This is a genomic window from Cyclobacterium xiamenense (assembly GCF_009467825.1).
GTDB lineage: Bacteria > Bacteroidota > Bacteroidia > Cytophagales > Cyclobacteriaceae > Cyclobacterium > Cyclobacterium xiamenense.
In genome coordinates, this window is the sequence record NZ_WIOK01000010.1 from 1 (window position 1) to 22,295 (window position 22,295).

Sequence of the window (22,295 nt, forward strand, 5' to 3'; positions counted from 1 at the left end):
TCGCCGCCTCATTTATTCAAAAGCCCTTTGGTTAACCCCATAAGGGCTTTTTTTATGCCCTGGGGCGAAGTAAATGTTCACCACAGATTACACAGATTCTCACAGATAGGGTTTATGGATGAATGCAAAAACCCCTTATAACCTATCATCTAACTAAACGCCTATCTTCATGATAATCTGACATTTGTTATCAAAATAGATAATAGGAGTTCCGCTCATTGATGAACTGAGTTCGATTTTAAAACTTTATGAATTATAGTACCTATTCTTTCATAAAAATGGTAATTACATAATGACTCAAACCTATTAATTATAGCGCTCCCTGGAATGTGGCGTTCGCAAAAAAATCCCCCTGCCCCCTTTTTAAGGGGGATTTTGTGCAATCTGGATTCTTTACTTTATTTTTTGGTTTACATTTTTATAAACCTTATCGAGAATCGAACTCAGGTTTATATGTTCTTCTATTCCTTATATGGTTCCTTTTTTTTAAACCATATAAGTGGTATAAGGGCATATTAGGCTTAGACCACAAAGAAAAAAATCTTTGGAAATCTGGGTTCATCTGTGGTGAATCCTTCAGCGAAATAATTGAAAATAAAATAGCCTCCCTAACAAGAGAGGCTATCTGATCAAATCCCGGGATGTTAATTTATCCCACCGTAATCTGCTTAACCTGTTTTTTGATCTCTTTTTTCGGGATGGTTACCAACAGGATGCCATCCTTGTACTGTGCAGTGATGTTGTCAATGTCCGCCTTCTCTTCAGGTAGGAAAAATGACCTTTGGAAGGACGCGTAGTGGAATTCCCGTCTGGTTACCTGATCTTTTTCTTCTTGCGCTTCGGTTTTCTTCTCTGAGGCGATCACCAAGTGCTCGTTTTCATAAGAGATCGTGAAATCTTCTTTTTTCAATCCAGGTACGGCCAGTTCAAGCAGGTAATTCTTTTCATTTTCTTTGATATTTACCGCCGGTACGCTGGCCTTGAAACGGCTCAGGGGAGCACCCAAATCAAAAGCCGAAGGCATGTCGAATAACCTGTCAAACAAATTGTCAAAGGCAGGTACTTGAGATTTTTTTCCGTTGTTTGCTACTTTCATTAATGTCATGGCGTTATTGGTTTTTTGTTTTCTACTTCGATTACATTCCCTCCAATTCAAAACAGATGCCATTCCAGGAAACTAGGTAAATAACTGATTAATAAGACAATACGGCAGTTAGTAGCAAGCGATGTCCGTCAAAATGACAAAAAAATAGCCATTATATGACAACATGTCTATCTCGGTTTCATTCGTAAAAAAGTCCGGGAAGCCATAGGCTCACGGCCGGAACATAGGTTACCAGTGCCAGCACCAACAGGCTGACCAACAAAAAGGGCAAGCCAGCACGGGCAATTTTCTCAAGAGATACACCGCCAATACTTGAGGCCACAAACAAGCAAACCCCCACGGGAGGAGTGGTAAGGCCGATTACCAGATTAAAGACCATGATAATGGCAAATTGGACAGGGTCTACTCCAACCTGAACGGCAACGCCTAACAGGACAGGAAACAGTATAAGCAGTGCGGCAATGGTTTCCATAAATGCCCCTACCACGATCAGCAGCAGGTTGATCAATAGCAGGAGTAGCCATTTATTCTCGGTAAGTTGCAGAAGGGTACTTGCAATTTGCTGGGGAAGTTCTTCCACCGTCATGATCCAGGCAAACAGGTTTGCGAAGCCGACGAGGACCATCAGGGCGGCCGTGGTCTTGGCCGAGTTCAGTAGAATTTCCGGTATGCGTTTAAAGGTCAGGTCTTTGTAAACCCACAGTCCGATTCCCATGGCATAGATCACGGCCACGATGGAAGCCTCGGTAGGAGTGAAAACACCGCCGATAATGCCAAAAAGGATTATCAAGGTCATCATCAGTGCCCAGAATGCCTGAAAGAAACTTTTGACGATGACAACCATCGATTTCCGATCGCTTTTTGGGTAATTTTTTTTCACAGCGATCAAATAAGCGGTGAGCAAAAATCCCAGCCCAAGTAGCAAGCCAGGCACAATGCCTGCGACAAATAATCGACCAACGGAAAGGCCGGTAAGGGTGGCCGCAATAATCATGGGAAGGCTGGGAGGGATGATGGGGCCAATGGTGGAAGAGGAAGCTGTTACTGCACAGGAAAAGGGAGCATCGTAGCCCTCCCTTTTCATTGCAGGGATCATGACCGAGCCGATACTGGCGGTATCCGCTATGGCCGTTCCGGATATGCCCCCAAAAAGCATGGAAGCCCCCACATTTGCCAATCCCAGCCCACCACGAATATGGCCTAGTAAAGCATTGCAAAAATGGATGATTCGTTGGGTGATCCCTCCGGCATTCATCAGGTTGCCTGCCAAAATAAAACCGGGGATGGACAACAGCACGAATACGTCAATGCCGGCATACATTTTTTGGGGAATGACCATCAGCGGAATATCGCTGAAAAGCAGGTAGCTAAATGCAGCGATTCCCAACGAAAAGGCAATCGGAAAGCCAAGAATCAGTAGCAGCAGAAAAACAATAAAAAGGAGGGCGGTCATTTTAGCTTTTTTAGTAATTCCAACAATGCGTACAAACCGGTAAAAAGACCCATGAGGGCCATGGACGCATACATAAAGGCCATGTTGAGGTTCATCGCCGGTGACTTTTGCAGGCTGACAATCTCCATGAGTGGTATGCTGAAGATGAATTGGGTTCCCATCAGAATCAGCACGAAAAGCAACACGACCGCTTCCATGCGGGCCTTTGCTTTTGGGGCCAGCCTGTCCAAAAAGGTGTTCACACGCACGTATCCCTCATCTTTTATGGAAAGTGCGGCACCCACGCTGATCAGGTAAATAAAACTAAACCTCGCCAGCTCCTCGGTCCAGTTTGGAGACCAGGGCAGGGCGTATCTGGCCACTACCTGCAGCAATACCACCCCAATCATCAGAAAAAAGCTTGTAGTCACAAAATACCCGAGTATTTTGTCGAGTAGGGGAAAGTCGGTTTTTCTCATGGCACCTCCTGAATTCGTTTCAGCAAATCTATCTGATCCTCGTTAAAAGAGTTTACCACCGCCGTTGTAGCGGCTTCCTGAAATGCCTGCTTGTCCACCTCTATGAACTCCATTCCTTTATCCACCAGAAATTGGTAGTCTTTTTTCTCCTGTATTAGAAATAATTCGTGCTCGTATTCCTGCATGATCCCGGCAGCCGTGTCAATGACTTCCTGGAGATCCGGTGGTAACATGCGGTACTTTTTATCGCTCATGACCACATAGGCCCAGCTTTTTACGTGCTCCGTCAGCATGCAGTATTTTTGTACCTCGTATAGCCCCGCATCTTTGATCAGCGCGAAGGGGTTTTCTTGTCCATGGATGGTGGATTGCTGCAAGGCGGTAAATACTTCCGAAAACGCCATGGGAGTAGGCTTTGCTCCCAGTGCACTCCAGGTGTCTACATACAGCGATACCGCCGGGACACGAAGGATCATCCCCTGCAGTTCATCCGGATGCCTGATCGGCCGGTTAGCGGTTAAGTTTCGGGCTCCCCGCTCAAACCAGGCGATGGGACGAAACCCGGCTATATCCAGAATGTGTTGTTCGATCTCCTTTCCCAGGGGTCCCCCGGCTACTTTCTTGAGATGATCGGAATCCCGGATGGCGAAGGGGGTGGCGCACAAGATGGATTTGGGGAGGCTCCAGCTTTGCAGGGATTCTCCCGTGATCATGATATCTGCACTTCCTACCAAAAGGCCCGTAAGCACATCCATCTCTTTCCCCAACTGTTCGTTGGGATATACGTTTACTTCGATTCTCCCGTTGGATCGGGTTTTTACCTCTTCGGCAAATTTTAAACTGGCTTTGTGCCAGCCGTGTTCCCGATTGGCCAGGTGACCGAAACGCAGAACAAACTCGGGCTTTTTTCCCTCCCTGGGCTGGCAGGCAGCCAGCTGGAGCGCAAAGGCGAGGAGAAATACCTGAAAACAGCATGTTGGGTTCATGGATACGGCTCTCAAACAGGTAAAAGGGTTTCATTCAATGGTAATTCGTCCCAAAGTACAAAAATTATTCGCCCAGGACATTTTATTTTCAAAATTTAGCACCCACCACCACGGTTTTTTTCAGATGCTGTACCTGCCCGTTGGGATGAACCAGTTCTGCCGAAAGGATGTAATAGCCTGCATTCACCTTTTCTCCCCGTTCGTTACTACCATCCCAGGTATAAAACCCTTCGGATCCCCAGATAGCGTTCTCACACAAAACTTTCACCGGAACTCCGGTAGGCGTGAAGATGCGCAGGGTGGCCTGAAATCCAGGTGCTTGCATGGTATACGATATGGTTGTAAATGGTTGTTCACCGGCAGCCATGGGAACAAATACCTCTGGAGTGACCGCAATGCCAACTGCGGAACTGCCCGGCACGAATACCTGGGAATTTTTGGCGCCGGGACTGGCATGGCCAACATGCGCACCGGCCGAATGCCAGTTTTCCCGGTCGTTCGTCGGAGCAGCTACCGAATACCTTTCCAGGGAAATTCCCTTGACATCCCGCAGGAAAGCATGGTGAAAATCTTCGTCATAGTCCAGTCGTTCCACCCAGTTTTCATCGGGGTCCAGCAGAATGACGGTTCCGGATCGAATCGGATAGCTGGGCAAGCTCATTTCCACAAATTTTTCCCGGTCATTGAGGGGGTACCGTTCCGCCAGTCGCTGTGCATCGGTCGTCACTACCAGGTAGTCAAACGGATCCAGTATCAGATTGGCTCCTTTGATAACCCGACGGTTACTAATTTCTCTGTCGGTAGCATTGGCCAGTTTCCAGTTTTTCAGGTTCAGGTACTTTTCAGAATTATTGTAAATCTCTACAAATTTTGGAACGCCCGTATCCGGATTGAAAAGAATTTCGTTCAACAGCAAATCACCCTCTTCGGCGACACCGGGTATTTTCAGCCACAATTCAGCAGCCGCCGGATCAAGGGAATTGCCCGAACAGTCCCGCCAATTTTCTGCCGTCAACAAATAGGCCTGGTTCTGCTGCAAGGGTTCCTGCAACACCAATACCCATTGGAATTGATCCAAGGAATCGCTGTAAGCTGCCCGTATTTCCCGCTCCGGAGTCAATCGGAAGGAACTTCCGTCGTTGTGGGGGCCTACCGGTTTTGAAAATCGTAGCAGGATCCGGTAATTGTCTTCCGGAATGGCGGAAAGCAGCCGGGGTGCCGTCCGGTCGGGACTGTCATCGAAAACCGCGTTTGGCTGACCGGGAGTACCCTTGTTTTCGCTAATCGATGGGGTATAGTTGGTTTCAGATTCGCAGGGATACCATGGATTGATCACTTCCAGACTAAAGCCATTGGTCGAGATTTCACTGCCCAGGGGCATCCCGGGATTGTAATAGACGCGGTCCACCAGAAGTCCCTGCGTATTTTTCAGGCTGATCACATCCCCGCTGTTCAACAACGTGGGCCAGGACTTGATACCAAGGACGGATCCGAAGCGAGAGAAGGCTTCCGTCATGCTCTCCGGACAGAGGATGAGGTATTGTCCCGGACCCAGACTGGCACGCGGAAGCGTGGTTTCGGTACGGCTATTGGAAAGCACCATGCCGCCCAAAGGAAAAGTTAGATCCGTGGGATTGAATAACTCCAGATATTCCGCTTCAGGTAGTACGTTTCCGGCACGCGGAGCGGGCATCACTTCGTTAATGATTAGCTCCTTGAACCCGGGAATTTGTGGAGATTGGTAGGGAAATGCCAGCTCTATGGGAGCAATTGTGTTCCCATCCAGGTCCTCCAATGCCTCAATACGCAGCCGGATATTCTGCCCCTCTTCCCAGCCCGCTTCAAACGTAAGCAACACCCGGTCTCCCTGACCTTCCAACGAGACCCAGGAGGGGGATTCCCCATTTACCGAATAAAAGCCGGGGACCACGGCTAGAACCGGATTGAGTTCCTTGTCAAAATGTAGGAGAAGTTGGTTGGCGGGTAGCGGTTCTACCTCAAGTAACTCCGGGGGCAATGGATTCCAGGAAAAGCTCCGCAGGCTCCCAGGTAGCAGCGTGCCGTTTTCAGTCAATCTTGGAGGAATTTGCAGTGTCCAAACGGTTCCCGCCGGTATGGGCACATCCAAAATTACCTGAATTTGATCCGGCCTGCTTTGGTTCAGAAGGGCCGCAGGCCGCAATTCCTCTTCCAAAACCAGGAAATCACCCATCCAGGGCTGGGTAGTGTCCAGAGACTCTTGCTGCTTGATGCGAAGCAATTGGCCCTGTTCCATCCATAGATCCAGAATGCCGTCGTGGTAGGCAAGGGATGCTTCGTGCGGCCTGCTGGATTTTCCTTCGGAGGTATTAACTGCTGCAACAGCGATCGAAACCGTATCCCCCAGGCCAAGCGTTTCTTGCAATAATAACGATACCTGGTATCCATTTTCCGAAAGGTGTACCTCCTTGGGTGGGCGGCTACCAATTCGGTAACTCTCGGGAAATAGCACCTTACCCGGATCGGGAAAATCGGTAAAGGTGATTTCCAGGGTTTGTTGATCCCAAATGCTGGTTCTACTAACAGCAAAGAGGGAATGGTTCAGCGCGTATTCCAGGTTCCGGCTGATTTCTCCGGACCGAGCCTGGACGAGCGGAACCCGGAGGCGAAGTACTTCGTCCGTCAGCGGGCGTTGTGTAAGCAGGCTGAGGTATTTGCCCGTTGCATCCAGGGAAAAGATTGTTTCTAACCGCTGGTTTACCAGGATGGAATCCGGAAGTTCGATGGCTTTGCTCCAATCCAGTTTTAGTTCATAGGGAGACAGCAGAAAGGCGGTGTCAATCCGCGGGGCAAGCGTGTCCCAGGTAAAGGACCTGTGGATGCTTGATGCCATTTCTTTTCCGAACCGATCCCGTAAATGGCGTAGTTGAATTCGGTAGGTTTTTCCAGGAATGAAATCGTTAGCGAAGGCGAGCTGTACCCTGTCGGGGCTGGGCAGCGAGATTTCTTCTGGCAATCCGATGCCCTCGTTTACTTCATAGAATTGGGGAACGGCCGCCCATTTGGGATCCAGGGGTTTGTTGAATTCCATCAACAGGCTGCGCGAGGAGGGGATTTCGAGGCGGCTAAGCTGTATCGGACGGGTATCCCACCGCAGCGGTGCATGAAAAGTAAAGCGCTCCTTTCCTTGCTCATCGCTGATACCGGTGATTTCCAGCTGGAAGTCTTGGTTTTGAGGAAGCTCGCGGTCGAAAACCAAGACCAATCCAGCGGCTTCACCTGCGGCCGGCAATACCCTACTGGGCCGAATAGCGGCCGGAAGTAAGAAATAATTGTCCGGATTCCGTACGGTTCCTTCTGCTACAGCACCGGCAAACTGCAGGCCAAGGCTGGTTGGAGAATCGAAAAACAGGCTGTCCAGAAAATTTTCCCAGGCAAACGAAGCGACCGATTCCGATTGACTATTGCCGTACCCGTCGGCAATACCATTTACCTGCAGGGTGTATTCCGATCCCGGTTGAAAGGTCCCATCAACCTGCAAGCGCACTTGATTTGGCTCGCTTTCGTGGATTTGAGCTGCGGTTATAGTGAGCGTACTGTTTTCCAGTCCGTAATTTTCCGGTTCAGAAGCCGAGGCCGGCTCCAGGGCTTCGTCAAAGACCAGCAAAAGCCTGTTTTCTGAGACCCCCCACACCGATAAAAGCCGGGGAGCGGTCGCATCAAATACAAAGGATAAGGTGTCGGATTCCAGGGGCTGCCCAAAGCAATCGATCATCGGTCCCGATTCGAGCAAATAGGTAGTTTCCGAAATCAGGGGTTCCGGGAGGCCCAGTTCCAGGCTGTGGGCCCTGTACTGCAACACCTGAAGGGGAAGTCCGGAGATGGAGAACGAGGGGGGTTCGGCCGGTTCCGGGGGCAATGCTTTGGAAAAACTGACGCGAATTCGTTCCGCTGAGAGCGGCTGTACCGCTACCATGGCAAACGGCCGGGTATCCGGTTCTTCACGAAAGACGGCATTTTGCGTTCCGGGGCTCCCTCCTGTCGGAGCGGTAGATGCCAGCCAGTTGAATTGATCGCTGCAGGCCTGGAAGGGATTGATCCGCTCCAGGGCCCAGCCTCCATTGGTTTTTTCGGGGTCCCGGTAGAATGCTTCGGAATAGGTCAGGCTGTCGATCAGGTTTGAGAAACCGTCCCGGATGCGGATGGTTCCCGATGCATTGGGCAAGGTACGAAAAGGGTCGACCACAGCTACCTGCCCGAAGCTTTCCAGAAGCGGTTTTGTAGCTGGCGAGCAAAGAATCAGGTAGGAAAGTGGCGCGATGACCCGCTCTTCGATGGGCACCCCGTTGTAGGTAAACTCACGTAGCAGGAGGGGTCTGTCCAGGCGGTTGTACAATTCAATGTATTCGGCATTGGCAGCGGTAGGCAATACCGGTTCGGGAGGGACCCTACCTTTTGGATTGGGGTCTGCCATGACTTCATTGATGATCAGGGCACCGACAGGGGTAGGCCTGTGGATGGAAAATGTGAACGCCCAATCATCCAGGAGCTGCCCCGTTTGCCTTACCTCAAGCTGCTCAAATTGAATGCGGTATTCGTTCGTATACAAGGAGCGATCGAATTCCAGGTGCATTTCCGCGGCTTCCGGCTGACGGATTGACAGCGGTGTTCCGTAGCGGTTATTCAGTAGTACGCCTTCTTTCCGCAGCTGCAGGGGCTGGTTGAACTGCAGGGATAGGATGTTTTCTGCCACTAGGCTTGCCTCAGTCAGGGTCAGTTCTCCCGCCGCCGCGGCCCCGCCTTCTACAGAGAAATCGTCCAGAAAAAGTCGCGCGGCCGTACCCGAACCTGGTCCGTATTCCACTTCCAGGAGAACGGTTACCGCGGCAGTATGTGCGAATTCTGCCGGAACCGGGAGGGAGTACGCGGCAAAAGGACGGTCTTCGTTGGGAAAGGTCCCAATATCTCCCAGCGGAATACGTTCGCTAAATCCCTGCGCCAAATCGCTGGAAAACGACAGGTAAACCAGGGCCGGACGGGTACCCGAGCCGTTTTTTGCGGTGCGGGCTTGAAAGGAAATTCTGGGATCGTTTAGGCCAACAGTCGCTATTTTTATGTAAATTTGCGCACTGAAACTTGCAATGGGTTGCAATCCCAGGGCATTGGACTGGTTTACACCCTGCCCGCTGGCTTGAAATACCCGGGAAGCTCCGGAACGCAATTCGTTGGCAGACCAACCAGGCAAAAACTCCTCCGGATGGTTGACAAGCGTAAAACGTTCTTCGAAATCCTGGGTTTGTGTTGGGTTTAAAACGGTAGGGAAAGCAAATCCTGGCAAGGAAAAAGTAATGAAGTATCCGATCAAAATGATGGCTTTCATAGATGGAATATAATAAATACCGTATAAAGCACGCGTAATTCAATGAAAAAAATTTTCCTGTGCATTTCTCAGGAAAGGAAAACCGGTCAAAAAATAGTCAAGATGAAGTTAGCCGTAGTGGGAGCCACCGGATTGGTAGGCTCCGAAATTTTGGAAGTGCTGGACGAGCACAATTTTGCATTCGACGAACTCCTTTTGGTCGCCTCTGAGCGATCCGCGGGGAAAAAGATTGCGTTTAAGGGAAAGGAATATACGGTAATTGGCCTGAAACAGGCAGTGGAAGCGAAGCCGGATATTGCAATATTTTCAGCAGGGGGAGGTACTTCTCTGGAGTGGGCGCCTCGGTTTGCCGAAGCCGGTACCATCGTGATCGATAATTCTTCGGCCTGGAGAATGGACCCAACGAAAAAACTTATTGTCCCCGAAATTAACGGGAAAGCGTTGCGCATCGACGACCGTATCATTGCCAATCCCAACTGCTCCACCATTCAGATGGTGCTTGCGCTGGCCCCTTTGCGGCAGAAATACGGCATCAAGCGAATTGTGGTATCTACCTACCAATCGGTTACCGGAACGGGAAAAGATGCGGTCGATCAACTGATGGCGGAGCGAAAAGGGGAAGAAGCCACCATGGTCTACCCGTATAAAATCGATCTGAATGTATTGCCCCATATCGATGTGTTTCAGGAAAACGGCTACACCAAGGAGGAAATGAAGATGATCAATGAGACCAAAAAGATCTTCGACGACGATTCCATTCAGGTAACGGCTACTGCGGTCCGAATTCCGGTGATGGGAGGCCACTCCGAATCCGTCAATGTGGAATTCAAAAAAGATTTTGATCTGGAAGAGGTCCGGAAACTGCTGGGAGAATCCCCCGGTGTGGTGGTGCAGGACGATCCGGCCACCAATACCTACCCCATGCCCCTGCATGCCCACAAAAAGGACGAGGTGTTTGTTGGCCGACTGCGTCGGGATGAAACCCAGCCCAATACGCTTAACATGTGGATTGTGGCAGATAACCTTCGAAAGGGGGCGGCCACCAATGCCGTGCAAATAGCCGAATACCTGTTGGCACACAGCATGGCTTAAGTGAATCTGGAAGCGACCTATACCGCCGAACTGATGCAATTTGTGCATGATCATCTGAATGAAGATCCTGCACAATTGCTTTTAAAGCAAAAAGAAATTCCCGGACTGGACCTCAAGGCAGCCGCTGCCCAAATAGCCCTGCGGCAGAAGGCAAGGCAAAAGTTGCCGAGTTGGTTTGTCCATCCACACCTTATTTTTCCGCCTGCCCTTTCGGTAGAGCAATGCTCGTCGGAACGTACGGCAAGGTACAAAGCCAGCTTGGTGCAGGGAACGACCCTGCTGGACCTGACCGGGGGCTTTGGCGTGGATACCGTCTATTTGGGTGAAAACAGCAAACGGGTGACCTATGTGGAGCGACAGGAGGAGCTGGTAGCCCTGGCCCGGCGAAACCTGCCCCACTTTTTGAACAGCCAGCACTGTACCTTTGTGAAGCAGGATGCGCTTGAATTTCTGCGGGAAACGCCGGAAACGTACGACCTGCTTTACGTAGATCCTGCGCGGAGGGGCATGGGCAATCAAAAATTACATCGCCTTCGGGACCTGGAGCCGGATCTGGTGCGTAACTGGGACCTATTGCAGCAAAAAGCCAGGGTCATTATGGTAAAGGCCTCTCCCATGCTGGATATCAGCGAGGCCTGCAGGGAATTATCGGGAATCACCCAGGTACACGTACTCGGAGTAAAGAACGAGGTTAGGGAACTGCTGTTGCTGGCGGACGGCTCCGGAAAACCGCTGCGGATTGTAGCTGTGGAAATGCGGGAGGGAGAGACCTTTTCCTTTTCGTTTTCTCCGGAGGAGGAAGCCCTGGCTTGTCCCACATTTGCCTATCCTGGGAAATACCTGATCATCCCGTATGCCGCCCTTTTAAAAGCCGGGGCATTCAAAAGCTTTTCCGTAGCGCAGGGACTGGCCAAGTTGCATCCACACACCCACGTGTATACCACGGATCAGTTGCCGGAGGCAGTGCCTGGACGGGTATTTGAGGTGATGGAGCAAATTCGTCTGGATAAGAAAGTACTGAAAAAGCGATACCCGGAGGGTAAGGTGCACGTGATTTCCAAAAACCATCCCCTTAAAGCGGAGGCCTTTAAAAAGAAATTCCGTCTCCGGGACGGGGGAACGGAGTTTTTAATTGCGGCCACAGCAGTAGATGGGAAACCAGGGGTTTGGCGGTGCCGAATGGTTTGATGGCGTGAGGATCTGATCGGGGGATTTGAAAAAGACGGATAGGTGTTTTTGCGAATTCCCTGCAGCTTTGTTGGCGGTACTCGGCCATGTTTTTTTCGATCAATTGCCTACTAGCGATAGGCAATAGGGGTATTCTCGGGATGACGGGCTTCAGCCAAATTATTCCCCCTCGGATCGCCCAAATTCACCTTTCACAGGAAACTCTTACAACTCCCTGGAATAGTGGGTTTTTTAATGATTGAGGGCAAATCAGCAACCCATCGACCATCTGATAGGGTTGGTTGCCGAACCCAACAAAAAGCACAAGCCCTTGCATTTCTTCCATTTTGGCACAAGCCCGGGTGCTTTAACGATTGGCTTTTGAGGTGTCTGGAAAGCCGCCTAATCCACTACCAATTGAACATTTTCTATGGTCAACCACAGCGTACAGTCAATAGAAAAAACCCAATTTTCTCTGATTTGACACAGGGGATTAATGATTTCTTTCAAAATATTTCCAAATTCATTTGGGTGGGAGCGATCCATTCCGTTTAAATCATTTTTAAAGATGGTGGTGGAATCGTTAAGTAGACGTTATGCGGTTGGTTAGTTTTCAGGAAGATGTAGAAAGCCTTGTGTTGAATCTCTACAAATGGGTCCAACTATTCATAACATAGCGAATTATCTATTTTAAGGATTACCGAAAGCCCCGCGTCGACTTCGGAACTTCGCCGGCAATGACCATTTACTTTCAACACCAGGCGTATAAAGCTATTCCTTTTTTTCGTTATATTCCCTTTCCAAACCAAATAACCCAACCATGAACCGAAGAACCTTTACACGGAACAGCCTGTCTGCCCTGGGGCTGGCGATGGTAGCAGCCCCCGCTTTTGCCAGGATACGTCCCAAAGCCGCTGTACGTCTGGGTGGACCGATCTTTTCCAAACCCCAGGGGCCGGAGGAATGGGCCGCGGCTGTAAGGGCCAAAGGATTCCGTGCTGCCTATTGCCCGCTTCCCACTACGGCAAGTGCAGTGGAGATTCAGGCCTACGAAAGTGCAGCTAAAAAAGCAGACATTGTTATCGCTGAAGTGGGAGCCTGGAGCAATCCCATTAGCCCCGACGCCAACATGGCCCGGGAAGCCATGGAAAAGTGCATCCAGTCCCTGCACCTGGCCGAACGTATTGGTTCTAATTGTTGCGTAAACATCAGTGGCTCAAAAAACGCGGTTCACTGGGCCGGGCCGCATCGCGATAACCTCACGCAGGATACCTTCGATCAAATCGTAGAAGTAACGCGAAAAATCATCGATGCAGTGAAGCCGAAACGAACGTTTTTTGCACTGGAACCCATGCCCTGGGCCTTTCCCGACTCTGCAGACAGTTACCTGGATCTGATCCGGGCCATTGACCGCAAGGCCTTTGGTGTGCACATGGACCCCATGAACCTGATCGTAAGCCCCCGGTTGTTTTATGACAACGCCAACCTGATACGGGAGTGCTTTAAAAAACTGGGAGCTCATATCCGAAGTTGTCACGCCAAGGACATCGATCTCCGGCAGGATTATTACATGCCGCAATTTTCCGAAGTGCGACCGGGTCTGGGCCAGCTGGATTACCAGGTGTTTTTGCAGGAAGTAAGCCGGCTTGCGGACATACCCCTGATGATGGAGCACCTGAGCTCCGAAGAAGAGTACGACCTGGCTGCGGCGTATATTCGCGCAGAAGGGCTGAAAGTAGGGGTAACGGCCTAATAGCGTACGTTCTCCAGTAAAAGCCAGGTAAATAGCAGCAAGAGGAAGGCGATTCCGTAGTATTTCAGGACCAGCAGGCGGTTGCTACGGTGCAGAAACCACAGCACCCAAACCGGCCGGATAAAGCCCAGCACTACCGCAATGCCTGTCAGGAAGGTAAGGATTGTAAGACTGGCGAAAAGCGTTTCCATGAGCGGGATCCTAGGTTGATCGTCTATTTTTCCAGCAAAAAAGGCTGTCGCGTATACGGGACAGCCTTTCTTTTCGGATTACATCTCCATGCGGATTATTTTTTCCGTTTGATTTCCTCCATTTTATACCCTTCAAAAGTATCTCCCACTTCGATATCGTTGAAACCTTTGATGGAAACTCCACACTCGTAGCCGTTTTTCACTTCGCTTACGTCGTCTTTGAAGCGTTTCAAGGCGCTAATTTCTCCCTCATGGATAACGATTCCATCCCGAATGATTCGGATCTTATTCTTGCGGTGAATGTAGCCATCAGTCACGTAGGAACCGGCGACAGTACCGACTTTGGAAATCTTAAATACTTCCCGAACTTCGATATTGCCCGTAATCACCTCTTCAAATTCAGGTTCCAACATTCCTTCAATGGCATCTTTGATTTGGTTAATGGCATCGTAAATGATGGAGTAGTGCCTGATTTCAATCTCTTCTTGTTCCGCCAGCCGTTTGGCATTGGCAGAGGGGCGTACCTGGAAACCAAGAATAATCGCATCGGAGGCAGAAGCAAGCAATACATCCGACTCGGATATTTGTCCCACACCTTGATGGATAATCGTTACTTTTACTTCGTCTTTTGACAGTTTGAGTAGGGAATCGGACAGGGCTTCCACAGATCCATCCACGTCTCCTTTGATGATGATGTTAAGCTCCTTGAAGCTGCCAATCGCCAGTCGCCTGCCGATTTCGTCCAGGGTGATGTGTTTTTTGGTTCGCAGACTCTGCTCTCGTTGGATTTGCTCGCGTGAATTGGCAATTTCCCGTGCTTCTCTTTCCGAATCGTAGACTTTAAACACGTCTCCGGCTTGCGGTGCACCTCCAAGACCCAGTACCTGTACAGGAGTGGAGGGCCCTGCTTCGTCCACTTTTTTACCGAGGTGGTCAAACATGGCCTTGACCCGGCCGTAATGCTGTCCGGCGAGGATGGTGTCCCCTATCCGTAGCGTGCCAGCCTGTACCATGACGGTGGATACGTAACCCCTTCCTTTGTCCAGGGACGCTTCCACGACCGTACCCACTGCGTTCTTTTTGGGATTGGCTTTGAGTTCCAGGATTTCGGATTCGAGCAATACCTTTTCGAGCAGCTCATCTATGCCCAGACCGGTCTTGGCGGAGATTTCCTGGGATTGGTATTTACCTCCCCAATCTTCCACCAGCAAGTTCATGTTGGCAAGTTCTTCTTTGATTTTATCCGGATTGGCATTGGGCTTGTCCACTTTGTTGATAGCAAAAATCATCGGTACGCCTGCAACCTGGGCGTGATTAATCGCCTCCTTGGTCTGAGGCATCACGTTATCGTCTGCTGCGATCACAATAATGGCCACATCCGTTATCTTGGCACCCCGGGCCCGCATGGCAGTAAACGCCTCGTGTCCCGGTGTATCCAGGAAGGCAATTTTATGCCCGTCATCGGTTTCTACATCGTAGGCACCGATATGCTGCGTAATTCCCCCAGCTTCTCCGTGCGTCACCTTGGCCCTTCGGATAAAGTCCAGCAAGGAGGTTTTACCGTGGTCTACGTGTCCCATGATGGTGACAATCGGTGCTCGTTCCACCAACTCCTCCGGATCCTCTTCTACTTTTATCTCCGCTTCTTCTTCGTCGGATTTAGTAAATTCCACATCGTAGTTGAATTCATCTGCGATAATGGTGATGGCCTCTGCATCCAGTCGTTGGTTGATGGAGACAAACATCCCCAATCCCATACACACGGAAATGACCTCATTGACGGAAACGTCCATCAGGGAAGCCAGGTCATTGGCAGAAATAAATTCGGTTACCTTCAGTACTCGGCTTTCTTCCGGCGTATCACTTACTTCTTTGGATCGGTCTGACCGCTTGTCTCTACGGTTTTTACCCTTTCCGCCGGATTTTCCCCCGCCCTGTAACCGGGCCAGGGTTTGTTTGATCTGGTCCTGTATTTCTTTCTGGGTAGGTTCTTCTTTCTGGAAGCGGGTATTTCCAGTGCCTCTGGCACCGGGTCTTGCTGCTGGTCCCCGGTTATTGCCTTTTCGGGCACCTGCTCCCGGACCCTTTCCTGCAGCTCCCGCTGCTGGACGGACTCCCTCAGGGCCCCGTGCGGGTCGGTTATCGATGCGTTTTCTCGGCCGCTTTTTCTTCTCTTTGTTTCGTTCGTCTGAAGAAGCCACCGGTTTGGTTTTCTTTTTCGGCTTGTCTTTTGGAAGTTCGATCTTACCCAGGACGGTCAGTCCTTTCAGGGAGTCTGCCTTTGCAGAAATCACCTTGTCCTTTTCGTCGGAGACTTCCGCTGGTTTAATTGTTTCAGCGGCCGGTTTTTCCGGTTCGGCTGGTTTTTCTTCTGCTTTTGCGGGCGTTTCAGGGGTGGATTTTTCTTCTTTCGGATGCGAAGCTTTTGGTGTACTTTCCGGTGTTTTGCTTTCCGGCTCCACTGGTTTTGCCTTTACTGGACTGCTGGCAGCGGGTTTTTCTATTTCTGCCGCTGGCTTCTCTACCTTTTTCTCCGTTTTGGTCTCGGGAGTTTCTTTGGCGGGGACTTCCGCTTTCGGTTCGGGTGTTTTTGCGGCTACTTCGGGCTTCGGTTCGGCTGGTTTACCAGCCTTTCCTTCCAAATCAATTTTCCCCACTACTTTGATTCCTTGAAGTTTGGGCGCTTCCGTGGAAATTTTTTCGGTATCTTTTTCTGTCGAAGGTTTTTCTTCGCGCGGGCTAGGAGTTGGCTTTTCCGGTTCCGGCTTTTTGATTTCCTTCTCCGGTTCGGATTCGGATTCAGCCTTTATGGTAAAGTTTTCGTTGTGTCTTTTGCCAATGGAAAGATGGGAGGCCTCTTCCTTCTCTTGAGCAGAAGACCGAAACTCTTTGGCAAGCATGTTGAAATGCTCCATACTTATTTTAGAGTTTGGGTTGCTTTCTACTTCAAAGCCCTTCTTCGCCATGGACTCCACGATGGTCGCTACACCTACGTTGAGCTTTCTGGCTACCTGGCCTAATCGCATCATTTTTTCTTCTGACATACTAATACCTATTCCTGTATTTTATTCTAATGCAAATATAAAGGGGATAACGTATAATCTATCGTTATTCGCTATTCAAATTCCTGTTTTAATATTTTAAATACATCGTCAATCGTTTCTTCTTCCAGTTCGGTTCGCCGCAATAGGTCTTCTTTGGTCAAGGCCAATACGCTTTTTGCCGTATCAAGCCCTGTTTTTTTCAATTCGTCTATTACCCAACCCTCAATTTCGTCAGAAAATTCGGACAAATCCACATCTTCCTCTTCTTCGTAATCGGATAACTCTCTGAAAACATCGATTTCATAGCCCACCAGACGGCTGGCAAGCCGAATGTTGAAACCGCCTTTGCCGATGGCCAGGGACACCTGATCGGGTTTGAGGTATACCGATATCCGCTTGTCCTCTTCGCTAACTTGCAGGGAAGACACCTTTGCAGGGCTCAGGGCTCGGGACACGTACAGATCAAGGTTATCCGTGTAGTTAATGACGTCAATATTCTCATTCTGCAATTCCCGTACCACGGCGTGAATTCGGCTGCCTTTCATTCCAACGCAAGCCCCAACCGGATCAATTCGGTCATCGTAGGATTCCACCGCCACCTTTGCTCGTTCGCCGGGCTCCCGAACAATTTTCTTGATGGTGATGAGTCCGTCGTATACTTCCGGCACTTCGTTTTCAAACAGACGCTCCAAAAAGATGGGAGACGTTCGGGACAAAATGATCCGTGGGTTGCCATTGATCATTTCTACCTTGTGTACAATGGCCCGTACACTGTCTCCTTTCCGAAAGCGATCCTTCGGAATCTGCTCGGATTTGGGCATGATCAGCTCGTTCCCCTCTCCATCCATTAATAGGATCTCTCTTCCCAGGATTTGGTATACTTCCGCACTGATGATTTCCCCAACTAATTCCTCGTACTGCTGAAAGAGCAAGTCCTTTTCCAGATCCTTGATCCGTTGGATGAGGGTTTGGCGAGCCATCATGACGGCTCTTCTTCCAAAATCCTCCAATTCCACCTTTTCGTACGTTTCTTCTCCGATTTCAAAATCGGGTTCAATTTTCTTTGCCTCTGACAAACTAATTTTGTCGTAATCCCAGATATCTTCCGAGTTATCGTCTACAATTTCTCTGATCCGAACGATCTCCAGATCTCCTTTGTCAGCATTGATGATCACATCAAAATTTTCATCTGTTTCGTACTTTTTGCGAATCATTGCCCGAAAAACATCTTCCAGAATACGGATCATTGTTGGTCGGTCCACATTTTTCGATCTTGCAAACTCAGCAAATGATTCAATCAGAACTTTAGCATCCATTGTTTTTATTTGAAAGAGACTACTACTATAGATTTCCTTATTTGGTCAAAGGGGAGGAAAATCGCTTCTTCTACCGCCTTTTTACCTTTTACTTTTTTCGTTACCAGGAGCTGAATACCTCGTTGGTCTACTTCGCTGAGTTTCCCCTCAAGCGTTTCGCCATTGTCTCGTGTAATCTTCAAGGTGCGCCCGATATTTTTTTGGTACTGCCTTCGCGAACTCAACGGAAAATCCACTCCCGGAGAAGAGACTTCCATGACATACGCTGAATCCATGAGCTCTTTGGCCTCGATTTCATCCCCTACCGCTCTACTGACCAGTGCGCAGGTTTCAATCGTGATACCCTGATCCGCATCGATGAGGATATGCAAGGATTTTTTGGGTCCTTTTTCCACGATTTGGATGTCCACCACAAAGTGGCTGGCATCGGGAAGGTGTTTTTCCACTATTTCCTCTATCGTTTGCCTCAAATTCATATCTTTTTGCTTACTTGCTCCAAGGGCTCCCCTCCAAAATGATTCATAATGAAAGAGGGGACTGCCTGTCCCCTCTGTGATCACTAACGAATTCTAGTACAAATGTAATAAAATTATTTTCCTAAAAAAAGTATTGAAAGTTTGATAAATTTGCCTCATGCATTCAAAAAAATTAAAAATATACAATACTCTATCCAGAAACAAAGTCTTTTTTGAGCCACTCAAACCGCCGCATGTGGGCATGTACGTCTGCGGTCCCACGGTATATGGCGATGCGCACCTGGGGCATGCTCGGGCTGCGATCACTTTCGATGTGGTCTACCGGTACCTGAGCTATCTGGGCTATAAGGTACGCTATGTACGAAATATCACCGATGTGGGGCATCTGGAGGCGGATGCCGACGAAGGTGAGGATAAAATTGCAAAAAAAGCCAAACTGGAGCAGCTCGAACCCATGGAAGTGGCCCAACAATACGCCACCTCTTATCACCGGGATATGGAACTGCTTAACACCATCCGCCCCAGCATCGAACCCCGGGCCACCGGACATATCCCGGAACAAATTCGGCTGGTGGAGCAGATTCTCGACGAAGGCCTGGCCTATGAGGTGAATGGGAGCGTATACTTCGATGTACTAGCTTACAACGAAATCAAAAAGTACGGCCGGCTGTCCGGAAGGGTGGTCGAAGAGCTCATGAGTGGCAGTCGGGAGCTGGACGGCCAATCCGAAAAGCGAAACCCGCTGGATTTTGCCCTTTGGAAGAAGGCAAGCCCGGAACACCTCATGAAATGGGAATCCCCCTGGAGCCTGGGGTTTCCCGGATGGCATCTGGAATGCACCGCCATGAGTTCAAAATACCTGGGAAGCCAATTTGACATTCATGGTGGCGGGATGGACCTGATGTTTCCCCACCACGAATGTGAAATCGCTCAGGGTAACGCCTGCAACCATACCGATCCGGCCAAGTATTGGTTGCACAACAACATGATCACCATCAACGGCCAGAAAATGGGCAAGTCCCTCGGCAATTTTATTACCCTGCAGCAGCTGTTTCAGGGAAACCACGAGCGCCTGGAACAGCCCTACAGCCCCATGACCGTCCGGTATTTTATACTGACCGCCCATTACCGGTCCACCCTGGACTTTTCCAATCAAGCGTTGCAGGCTGCGCAAAAAGGGTATAAAAAACTCATCAATGGGTACCGGATTGCCAGAAGCCTGGTATATCAGGAAGATGCCACAATGAGCACTGACGAAAAGCAGGTTGGACAGATTCGGCAAAGTATCGACGCAGCCTTTGCCTCCATGGATGATGATTTTAACACCGCCCAGGCGACCGGCCATTTGTTTAATTTGTTGAAAAAAATAAACAGCCTGTATACCGGACAGTTGCAGGCCGCTCAGTTGGGTGAAAAGGTATTTGAGGAGCTCATCCAGACATTTTGTACGTTTGTTTCTGACATTCTGGGGTTGCAGGAAGAAAAAGGAGACCATCAGGAGCAATTATTGCAGGTCATATTGGACTTGTATGGCGGTGCGAAAACTGCCCGTGACTACCAGAAAGTGGACCAAATCCGGGCTGGGCTAAAGGCCGCCGGCCTGATCATTAAAGACATGAAAGAGAAAATCGATTGGGGATATGAAGAATAGTACGCGCCTGGTGCTCCTGATACTGCTTTTGTGGTCTTGTGGAGATCGACAAGTCACGGAAGAAACATCAACGACGGAATTTACGGCAAAAGCCTATCCACCCTTTAATGCCGATTCCGCCTATGCGTTTATTGAACAGCAGGTAGCCTTTGGGCCGCGGGTTCCCAATACCCCAGCCCACCGGGAAACCGGCGATTGGTTGGTCGAAAAACTGGAGGGTTATGGCTTTTCGGTGACGGAGCAGGAATTCACTGCCCAGGCCTATGATGGCAAAAATCTGGAACTGACGAACATCATCGGGAGTTACCGGCCCGAAGCGACCAAGCGCATTTTGTTGGCGGCTCATTGGGATACCCGCCGGATTGCGGACAAGGATACCGAACGGATTGATGAACCCATCGATGGAGCAAATGACGGCGGCAGCGGGGTGGGCGTGCTACTGGAGATCGCCCGGGTATTGCATACCGATAGCCTACAGCCAGCAGTAGGGGTGGATATCGTGTTTTTTGACGGAGAAGACGACGGAGAGCCCGAACACCAAAACTTTCGGGATACCAGCCAGATCTGGTGGTGTCTGGGCTCCCAGCATTGGTCCAAAAATCCCCATCAAAAAGGATACACGGCCTATTACGGAATATTGCTGGACATGGTAGGCGGAAGAAATGCGCGGTTTTACAAAGAAGGCTATTCCATGCAATATGCCAAAAACCTGGTGGACCGCGTTTGGAATTATGCGCACCGCCTGGGCCATGGTGATTTTTTCCCCATGCGGCGATCGGAAGCCATCACGGATGACCACCTGTTTGTCAATCAGGATGCCAATATTCCCATGATCAATATCATCGAATACAGTCCGGACTTTGGATTTGGCCACTACCACCACACCCATGATGATAGCATGGAATTGATCGATAAAAAGACCCTTTCGGTGGTAGGCCAAACCATTTTGTTTACCCTTTACCAGGAAGATTAACCCTTCCGAAACCCGCCATTTTTATGTCCCTTCCCCAGTTGATTCGCAGCACCTTTCTTGAAAAATACGGTTCGGAGCCCTTGCTGATTCGATCTCCGGGACGGATCAATCTCATCGGCGAACATACCGATTATAACGAAGGCTTTGTGTTGCCAGCAGCCATTGACAAATACATTTACCTGGGTTTCGCAAAAAATGCTTCTGGGAGTTGCCGGATTTATTCCCTGGATTTCGAAGAAGAGCAAATCTTTACGCTGGAGGAATTGAAGCCCCGGAATGGCTGGATCAACTTTGTCATGGGAGTGGCTGCCCAGTTTGTGGGAGCGGGGTACGTACTGGAGGGGTTCGATTGTGTATTTGGAGGCGATATTCCGATCGGTGCCGGCTTGTCGTCCTCCGCTGCGCTGGAAAACGGTGTGGGACTGGGATTGTCGGAGTTATTTGCGCTGCGCATCGAGAAGCTGGATCTGGTCCGGTATTCGCAACAGGCGGAGCACGATTTTGCGGGCGTTAAGTGCGGGATCATGGACATGTTCGCGTCTATGATGGGTAAAAAGGAGCAGGCCCTGCGGCTGGATTGTCGTTCGTTGGACTTTGCGTACTTTCCGGTAGACCTGGGAAACTATCAGTGGCTGTTGTGCGATTCCGGGGTTTCCCATTCGTTGGCCGATTCGGCGTATAACAAACGTCGCGAGGAATGCAGGCAGGGAGTAGCGTTGGTGCAAGCACACCACCCCAACGTCAGTAGTCTTCGCGATGTGGATGCCGAGCAGTTGAAACTCCTCAAAGATCAACTGCCGGGTACCGTTTTTCGACGTTGTTCCTACGTAATCCAGGAAAACGAGCGAGTAATTCAAAGCTGCGAGGCATTGGAACAAAATGACCTGGATCGTTTTGGCGCCTACCTGTATCGGTCACACGAGGGGCTTTCCCAGGACTACGAGGTGAGTTGCCCGGAACTTGACTTCCTGGTTGATTTCACCCGGGACTTGTCAGAGGTTGCCGGGTCCCGCATGATGGGAGGCGGCTTTGGTGGCTGCACCTTGAACCTGGTGAAAAAATCCGCCAGTCAATTTTTTACTGAAAAAATTTCGGCAGCCTACCAAAATCGATTTGGCATACAGCTTAAAGCCTACGAAGTGAATGTGGTGGATGGTACCAAACGCCATTTCCTACATTAAAAAAATTGGCTACCTACCGGATAACACGCACTTTTTGATTAAAAACACGTATCTTATCGGATGTTTTTTCTACTAAACTAAATCCAGATA

15 protein-coding genes are annotated in these 22,295 nt (G+C 49.8%); 6 read left to right on the forward strand and 9 right to left on the reverse strand.

Going from position 1 to position 22,295, the window contains the following annotated elements; genetic code table 11:
- Positions 1 to 649 precede the first annotated feature (649 nt).
- The 5 genes from GCU44_RS09285 to GCU44_RS09305 form a co-directional block, all read right to left on the reverse strand.
- Positions 650 to 1,105, reverse strand: coding sequence for an Hsp20/alpha crystallin family protein (locus tag GCU44_RS09285; protein ID WP_154856173.1), 456 nt, complete (start codon positions 1,103 to 1,105; stop codon positions 650 to 652).
- 178 nt (positions 1,106 to 1,283) lie between these two features.
- Positions 1,284 to 2,558, reverse strand: a complete 1,275-nt coding sequence (locus GCU44_RS09290) for a TRAP transporter large permease (RefSeq protein ID WP_154856174.1) — start codon at positions 2,556 to 2,558, stop codon at positions 1,284 to 1,286.
- Positions 2,555 to 3,016, reverse strand: coding sequence for a TRAP transporter small permease (locus tag GCU44_RS09295; RefSeq protein WP_154856175.1), 462 nt, complete (start codon positions 3,014 to 3,016; stop codon positions 2,555 to 2,557). The genes GCU44_RS09290 and GCU44_RS09295 overlap by 4 nt, the downstream gene beginning before the upstream one ends.
- Positions 3,013 to 4,002, reverse strand: coding sequence for a TRAP transporter substrate-binding protein (locus GCU44_RS09300; RefSeq protein WP_154856281.1), 990 nt, complete (start codon positions 4,000 to 4,002; stop codon positions 3,013 to 3,015). The genes GCU44_RS09295 and GCU44_RS09300 overlap by 4 nt, the downstream gene beginning before the upstream one ends.
- Positions 4,003 to 4,090: 88 nt before the next feature.
- On the reverse strand, positions 4,091 to 9,361 hold the full coding sequence (locus GCU44_RS09305; RefSeq protein ID WP_154856176.1) for a lamin tail domain-containing protein: 5,271 nt from the start codon (positions 9,359 to 9,361) through the stop codon (positions 4,091 to 4,093).
- Positions 9,362 to 9,463: 102 nt separating this feature from the next.
- On the opposite strand from GCU44_RS09305, the gene GCU44_RS09310 reads away from it, so the two are divergent.
- The 3 genes from GCU44_RS09310 (at position 9,464) to GCU44_RS09320 (ending at position 13,373) form a co-directional block, all read left to right on the forward strand.
- Complete coding sequence (locus GCU44_RS09310) at positions 9,464 to 10,453, forward strand: aspartate-semialdehyde dehydrogenase (protein WP_154856177.1); 990 nt, start codon at positions 9,464 to 9,466, stop codon at positions 10,451 to 10,453.
- Positions 10,454 to 11,641 carry a class I SAM-dependent methyltransferase gene (locus GCU44_RS09315; RefSeq protein ID WP_241684886.1) on the forward strand — a complete coding sequence of 396 codons (1,188 nt, stop codon included), beginning with the start codon at positions 10,454 to 10,456 and terminating at the stop codon, positions 11,639 to 11,641. It abuts the gene before it with no gap.
- Between the two features lie 799 nt (positions 11,642 to 12,440).
- Complete coding sequence (locus GCU44_RS09320) at positions 12,441 to 13,373, forward strand: sugar phosphate isomerase/epimerase family protein (RefSeq protein ID WP_154856178.1); 933 nt, start codon at positions 12,441 to 12,443, stop codon at positions 13,371 to 13,373.
- On the opposite strand, the gene GCU44_RS09325 is transcribed toward GCU44_RS09320, so the two are convergent.
- From GCU44_RS09325 to GCU44_RS09340, 4 genes are all read right to left on the reverse strand, one after another.
- Positions 13,370 to 13,564 (reverse strand): hypothetical protein, encoded by a 195-nt coding sequence (locus GCU44_RS09325; protein WP_154856179.1) that lies wholly within the window; start codon positions 13,562 to 13,564, stop codon positions 13,370 to 13,372. The two genes, GCU44_RS09320 and GCU44_RS09325, sit on opposite strands and share 4 nt — an antisense overlap.
- 95 nt (positions 13,565 to 13,659) lie before the next feature.
- Complete coding sequence (gene infB / locus GCU44_RS09330) at positions 13,660 to 16,608, reverse strand: translation initiation factor IF-2 (RefSeq protein ID WP_154856180.1); 2,949 nt, start codon at positions 16,606 to 16,608, stop codon at positions 13,660 to 13,662.
- Between the two features lie 71 nt (positions 16,609 to 16,679).
- A complete protein-coding gene (gene nusA, locus GCU44_RS09335) occupies positions 16,680 to 17,924 on the reverse strand; it encodes a transcription termination factor NusA (protein ID WP_154856181.1) in 1,245 nt (414 codons plus the stop codon).
- 5 nt (positions 17,925 to 17,929) lie between these two features.
- On the reverse strand, positions 17,930 to 18,400 hold the full coding sequence (locus GCU44_RS09340) for a ribosome maturation factor RimP (RefSeq protein ID WP_154856182.1): 471 nt from the start codon (positions 18,398 to 18,400) through the stop codon (positions 17,930 to 17,932).
- 157 nt (positions 18,401 to 18,557) lie between these two features.
- Between GCU44_RS09340 and cysS the strand changes: the two genes are divergently transcribed.
- Genes cysS through galK form a run of 3 tightly spaced genes read left to right on the forward strand, consistent with a single transcriptional unit; the run spans position 18,558 to position 22,205 of the window.
- Entirely contained in the window at positions 18,558 to 20,051 is a 1,494-nt protein-coding gene (cysS, locus tag GCU44_RS09345; RefSeq protein WP_092172882.1) for a cysteine--tRNA ligase, read from the forward strand.
- Positions 20,041 to 21,024, forward strand: a complete 984-nt coding sequence (locus tag GCU44_RS09350; RefSeq protein ID WP_154856183.1) for a M28 family peptidase — start codon at positions 20,041 to 20,043, stop codon at positions 21,022 to 21,024. Before cysS ends, GCU44_RS09350 begins: the two co-directional genes overlap by 11 nt.
- A 23-nt stretch (positions 21,025 to 21,047) precedes the next feature.
- Positions 21,048 to 22,205 (forward strand): galactokinase, encoded by a 1,158-nt coding sequence (galK, locus tag GCU44_RS09355; protein ID WP_154856184.1) that lies wholly within the window; start codon positions 21,048 to 21,050, stop codon positions 22,203 to 22,205.
- Positions 22,206 to 22,295 lie beyond the last annotated feature (90 nt).

What these genes read in the sequence shown, in the direction of transcription:
- GCU44_RS09325 (WP_154856179.1), bottom strand. Translation starts at nt 13,564, where the DNA reads ATGGAAACGCTTTTCGCCAGTCTTACAATCCTTACCTTCCTGACAGGC.
- GCU44_RS09300 (WP_154856281.1), bottom strand. Translation starts at nt 4,002, where the DNA reads ATGAACCCAACATGCTGTTTTCAGGTATTTCTCCTCGCCTTTGCGCTC.
- GCU44_RS09290 (WP_154856174.1), bottom strand. Translation starts at nt 2,558, where the DNA reads ATGACCGCCCTCCTTTTTATTGTTTTTCTGCTGCTACTGATTCTTGGC.
- cysS (WP_092172882.1), top strand. Translation starts at nt 18,558, where the DNA reads ATGCATTCAAAAAAATTAAAAATATACAATACTCTATCCAGAAACAAA.
- GCU44_RS09340 (WP_154856182.1), bottom strand. Translation starts at nt 18,400, where the DNA reads ATGAATTTGAGGCAAACGATAGAGGAAATAGTGGAAAAACACCTTCCC.
- GCU44_RS09310 (WP_154856177.1), top strand. Translation starts at nt 9,464, where the DNA reads ATGAAGTTAGCCGTAGTGGGAGCCACCGGATTGGTAGGCTCCGAAATT.
- GCU44_RS09295 (WP_154856175.1), bottom strand. Translation starts at nt 3,016, where the DNA reads ATGAGAAAAACCGACTTTCCCCTACTCGACAAAATACTCGGGTATTTT.
- galK (WP_154856184.1), top strand. Translation starts at nt 21,048, where the DNA reads ATGTCCCTTCCCCAGTTGATTCGCAGCACCTTTCTTGAAAAATACGGT.
- nusA (WP_154856181.1), bottom strand. Translation starts at nt 17,924, where the DNA reads ATGGATGCTAAAGTTCTGATTGAATCATTTGCTGAGTTTGCAAGATCG.
- GCU44_RS09320 (WP_154856178.1), top strand. Translation starts at nt 12,441, where the DNA reads ATGAACCGAAGAACCTTTACACGGAACAGCCTGTCTGCCCTGGGGCTG.
- GCU44_RS09285 (WP_154856173.1), bottom strand. Translation starts at nt 1,105, where the DNA reads ATGACATTAATGAAAGTAGCAAACAACGGAAAAAAATCTCAAGTACCT.
- GCU44_RS09305 (WP_154856176.1), bottom strand. Translation starts at nt 9,361, where the DNA reads ATGAAAGCCATCATTTTGATCGGATACTTCATTACTTTTTCCTTGCCA.
- GCU44_RS09350 (WP_154856183.1), top strand. Translation starts at nt 20,041, where the DNA reads ATGAAGAATAGTACGCGCCTGGTGCTCCTGATACTGCTTTTGTGGTCT.
- infB (WP_154856180.1), bottom strand. Translation starts at nt 16,608, where the DNA reads ATGTCAGAAGAAAAAATGATGCGATTAGGCCAGGTAGCCAGAAAGCTC.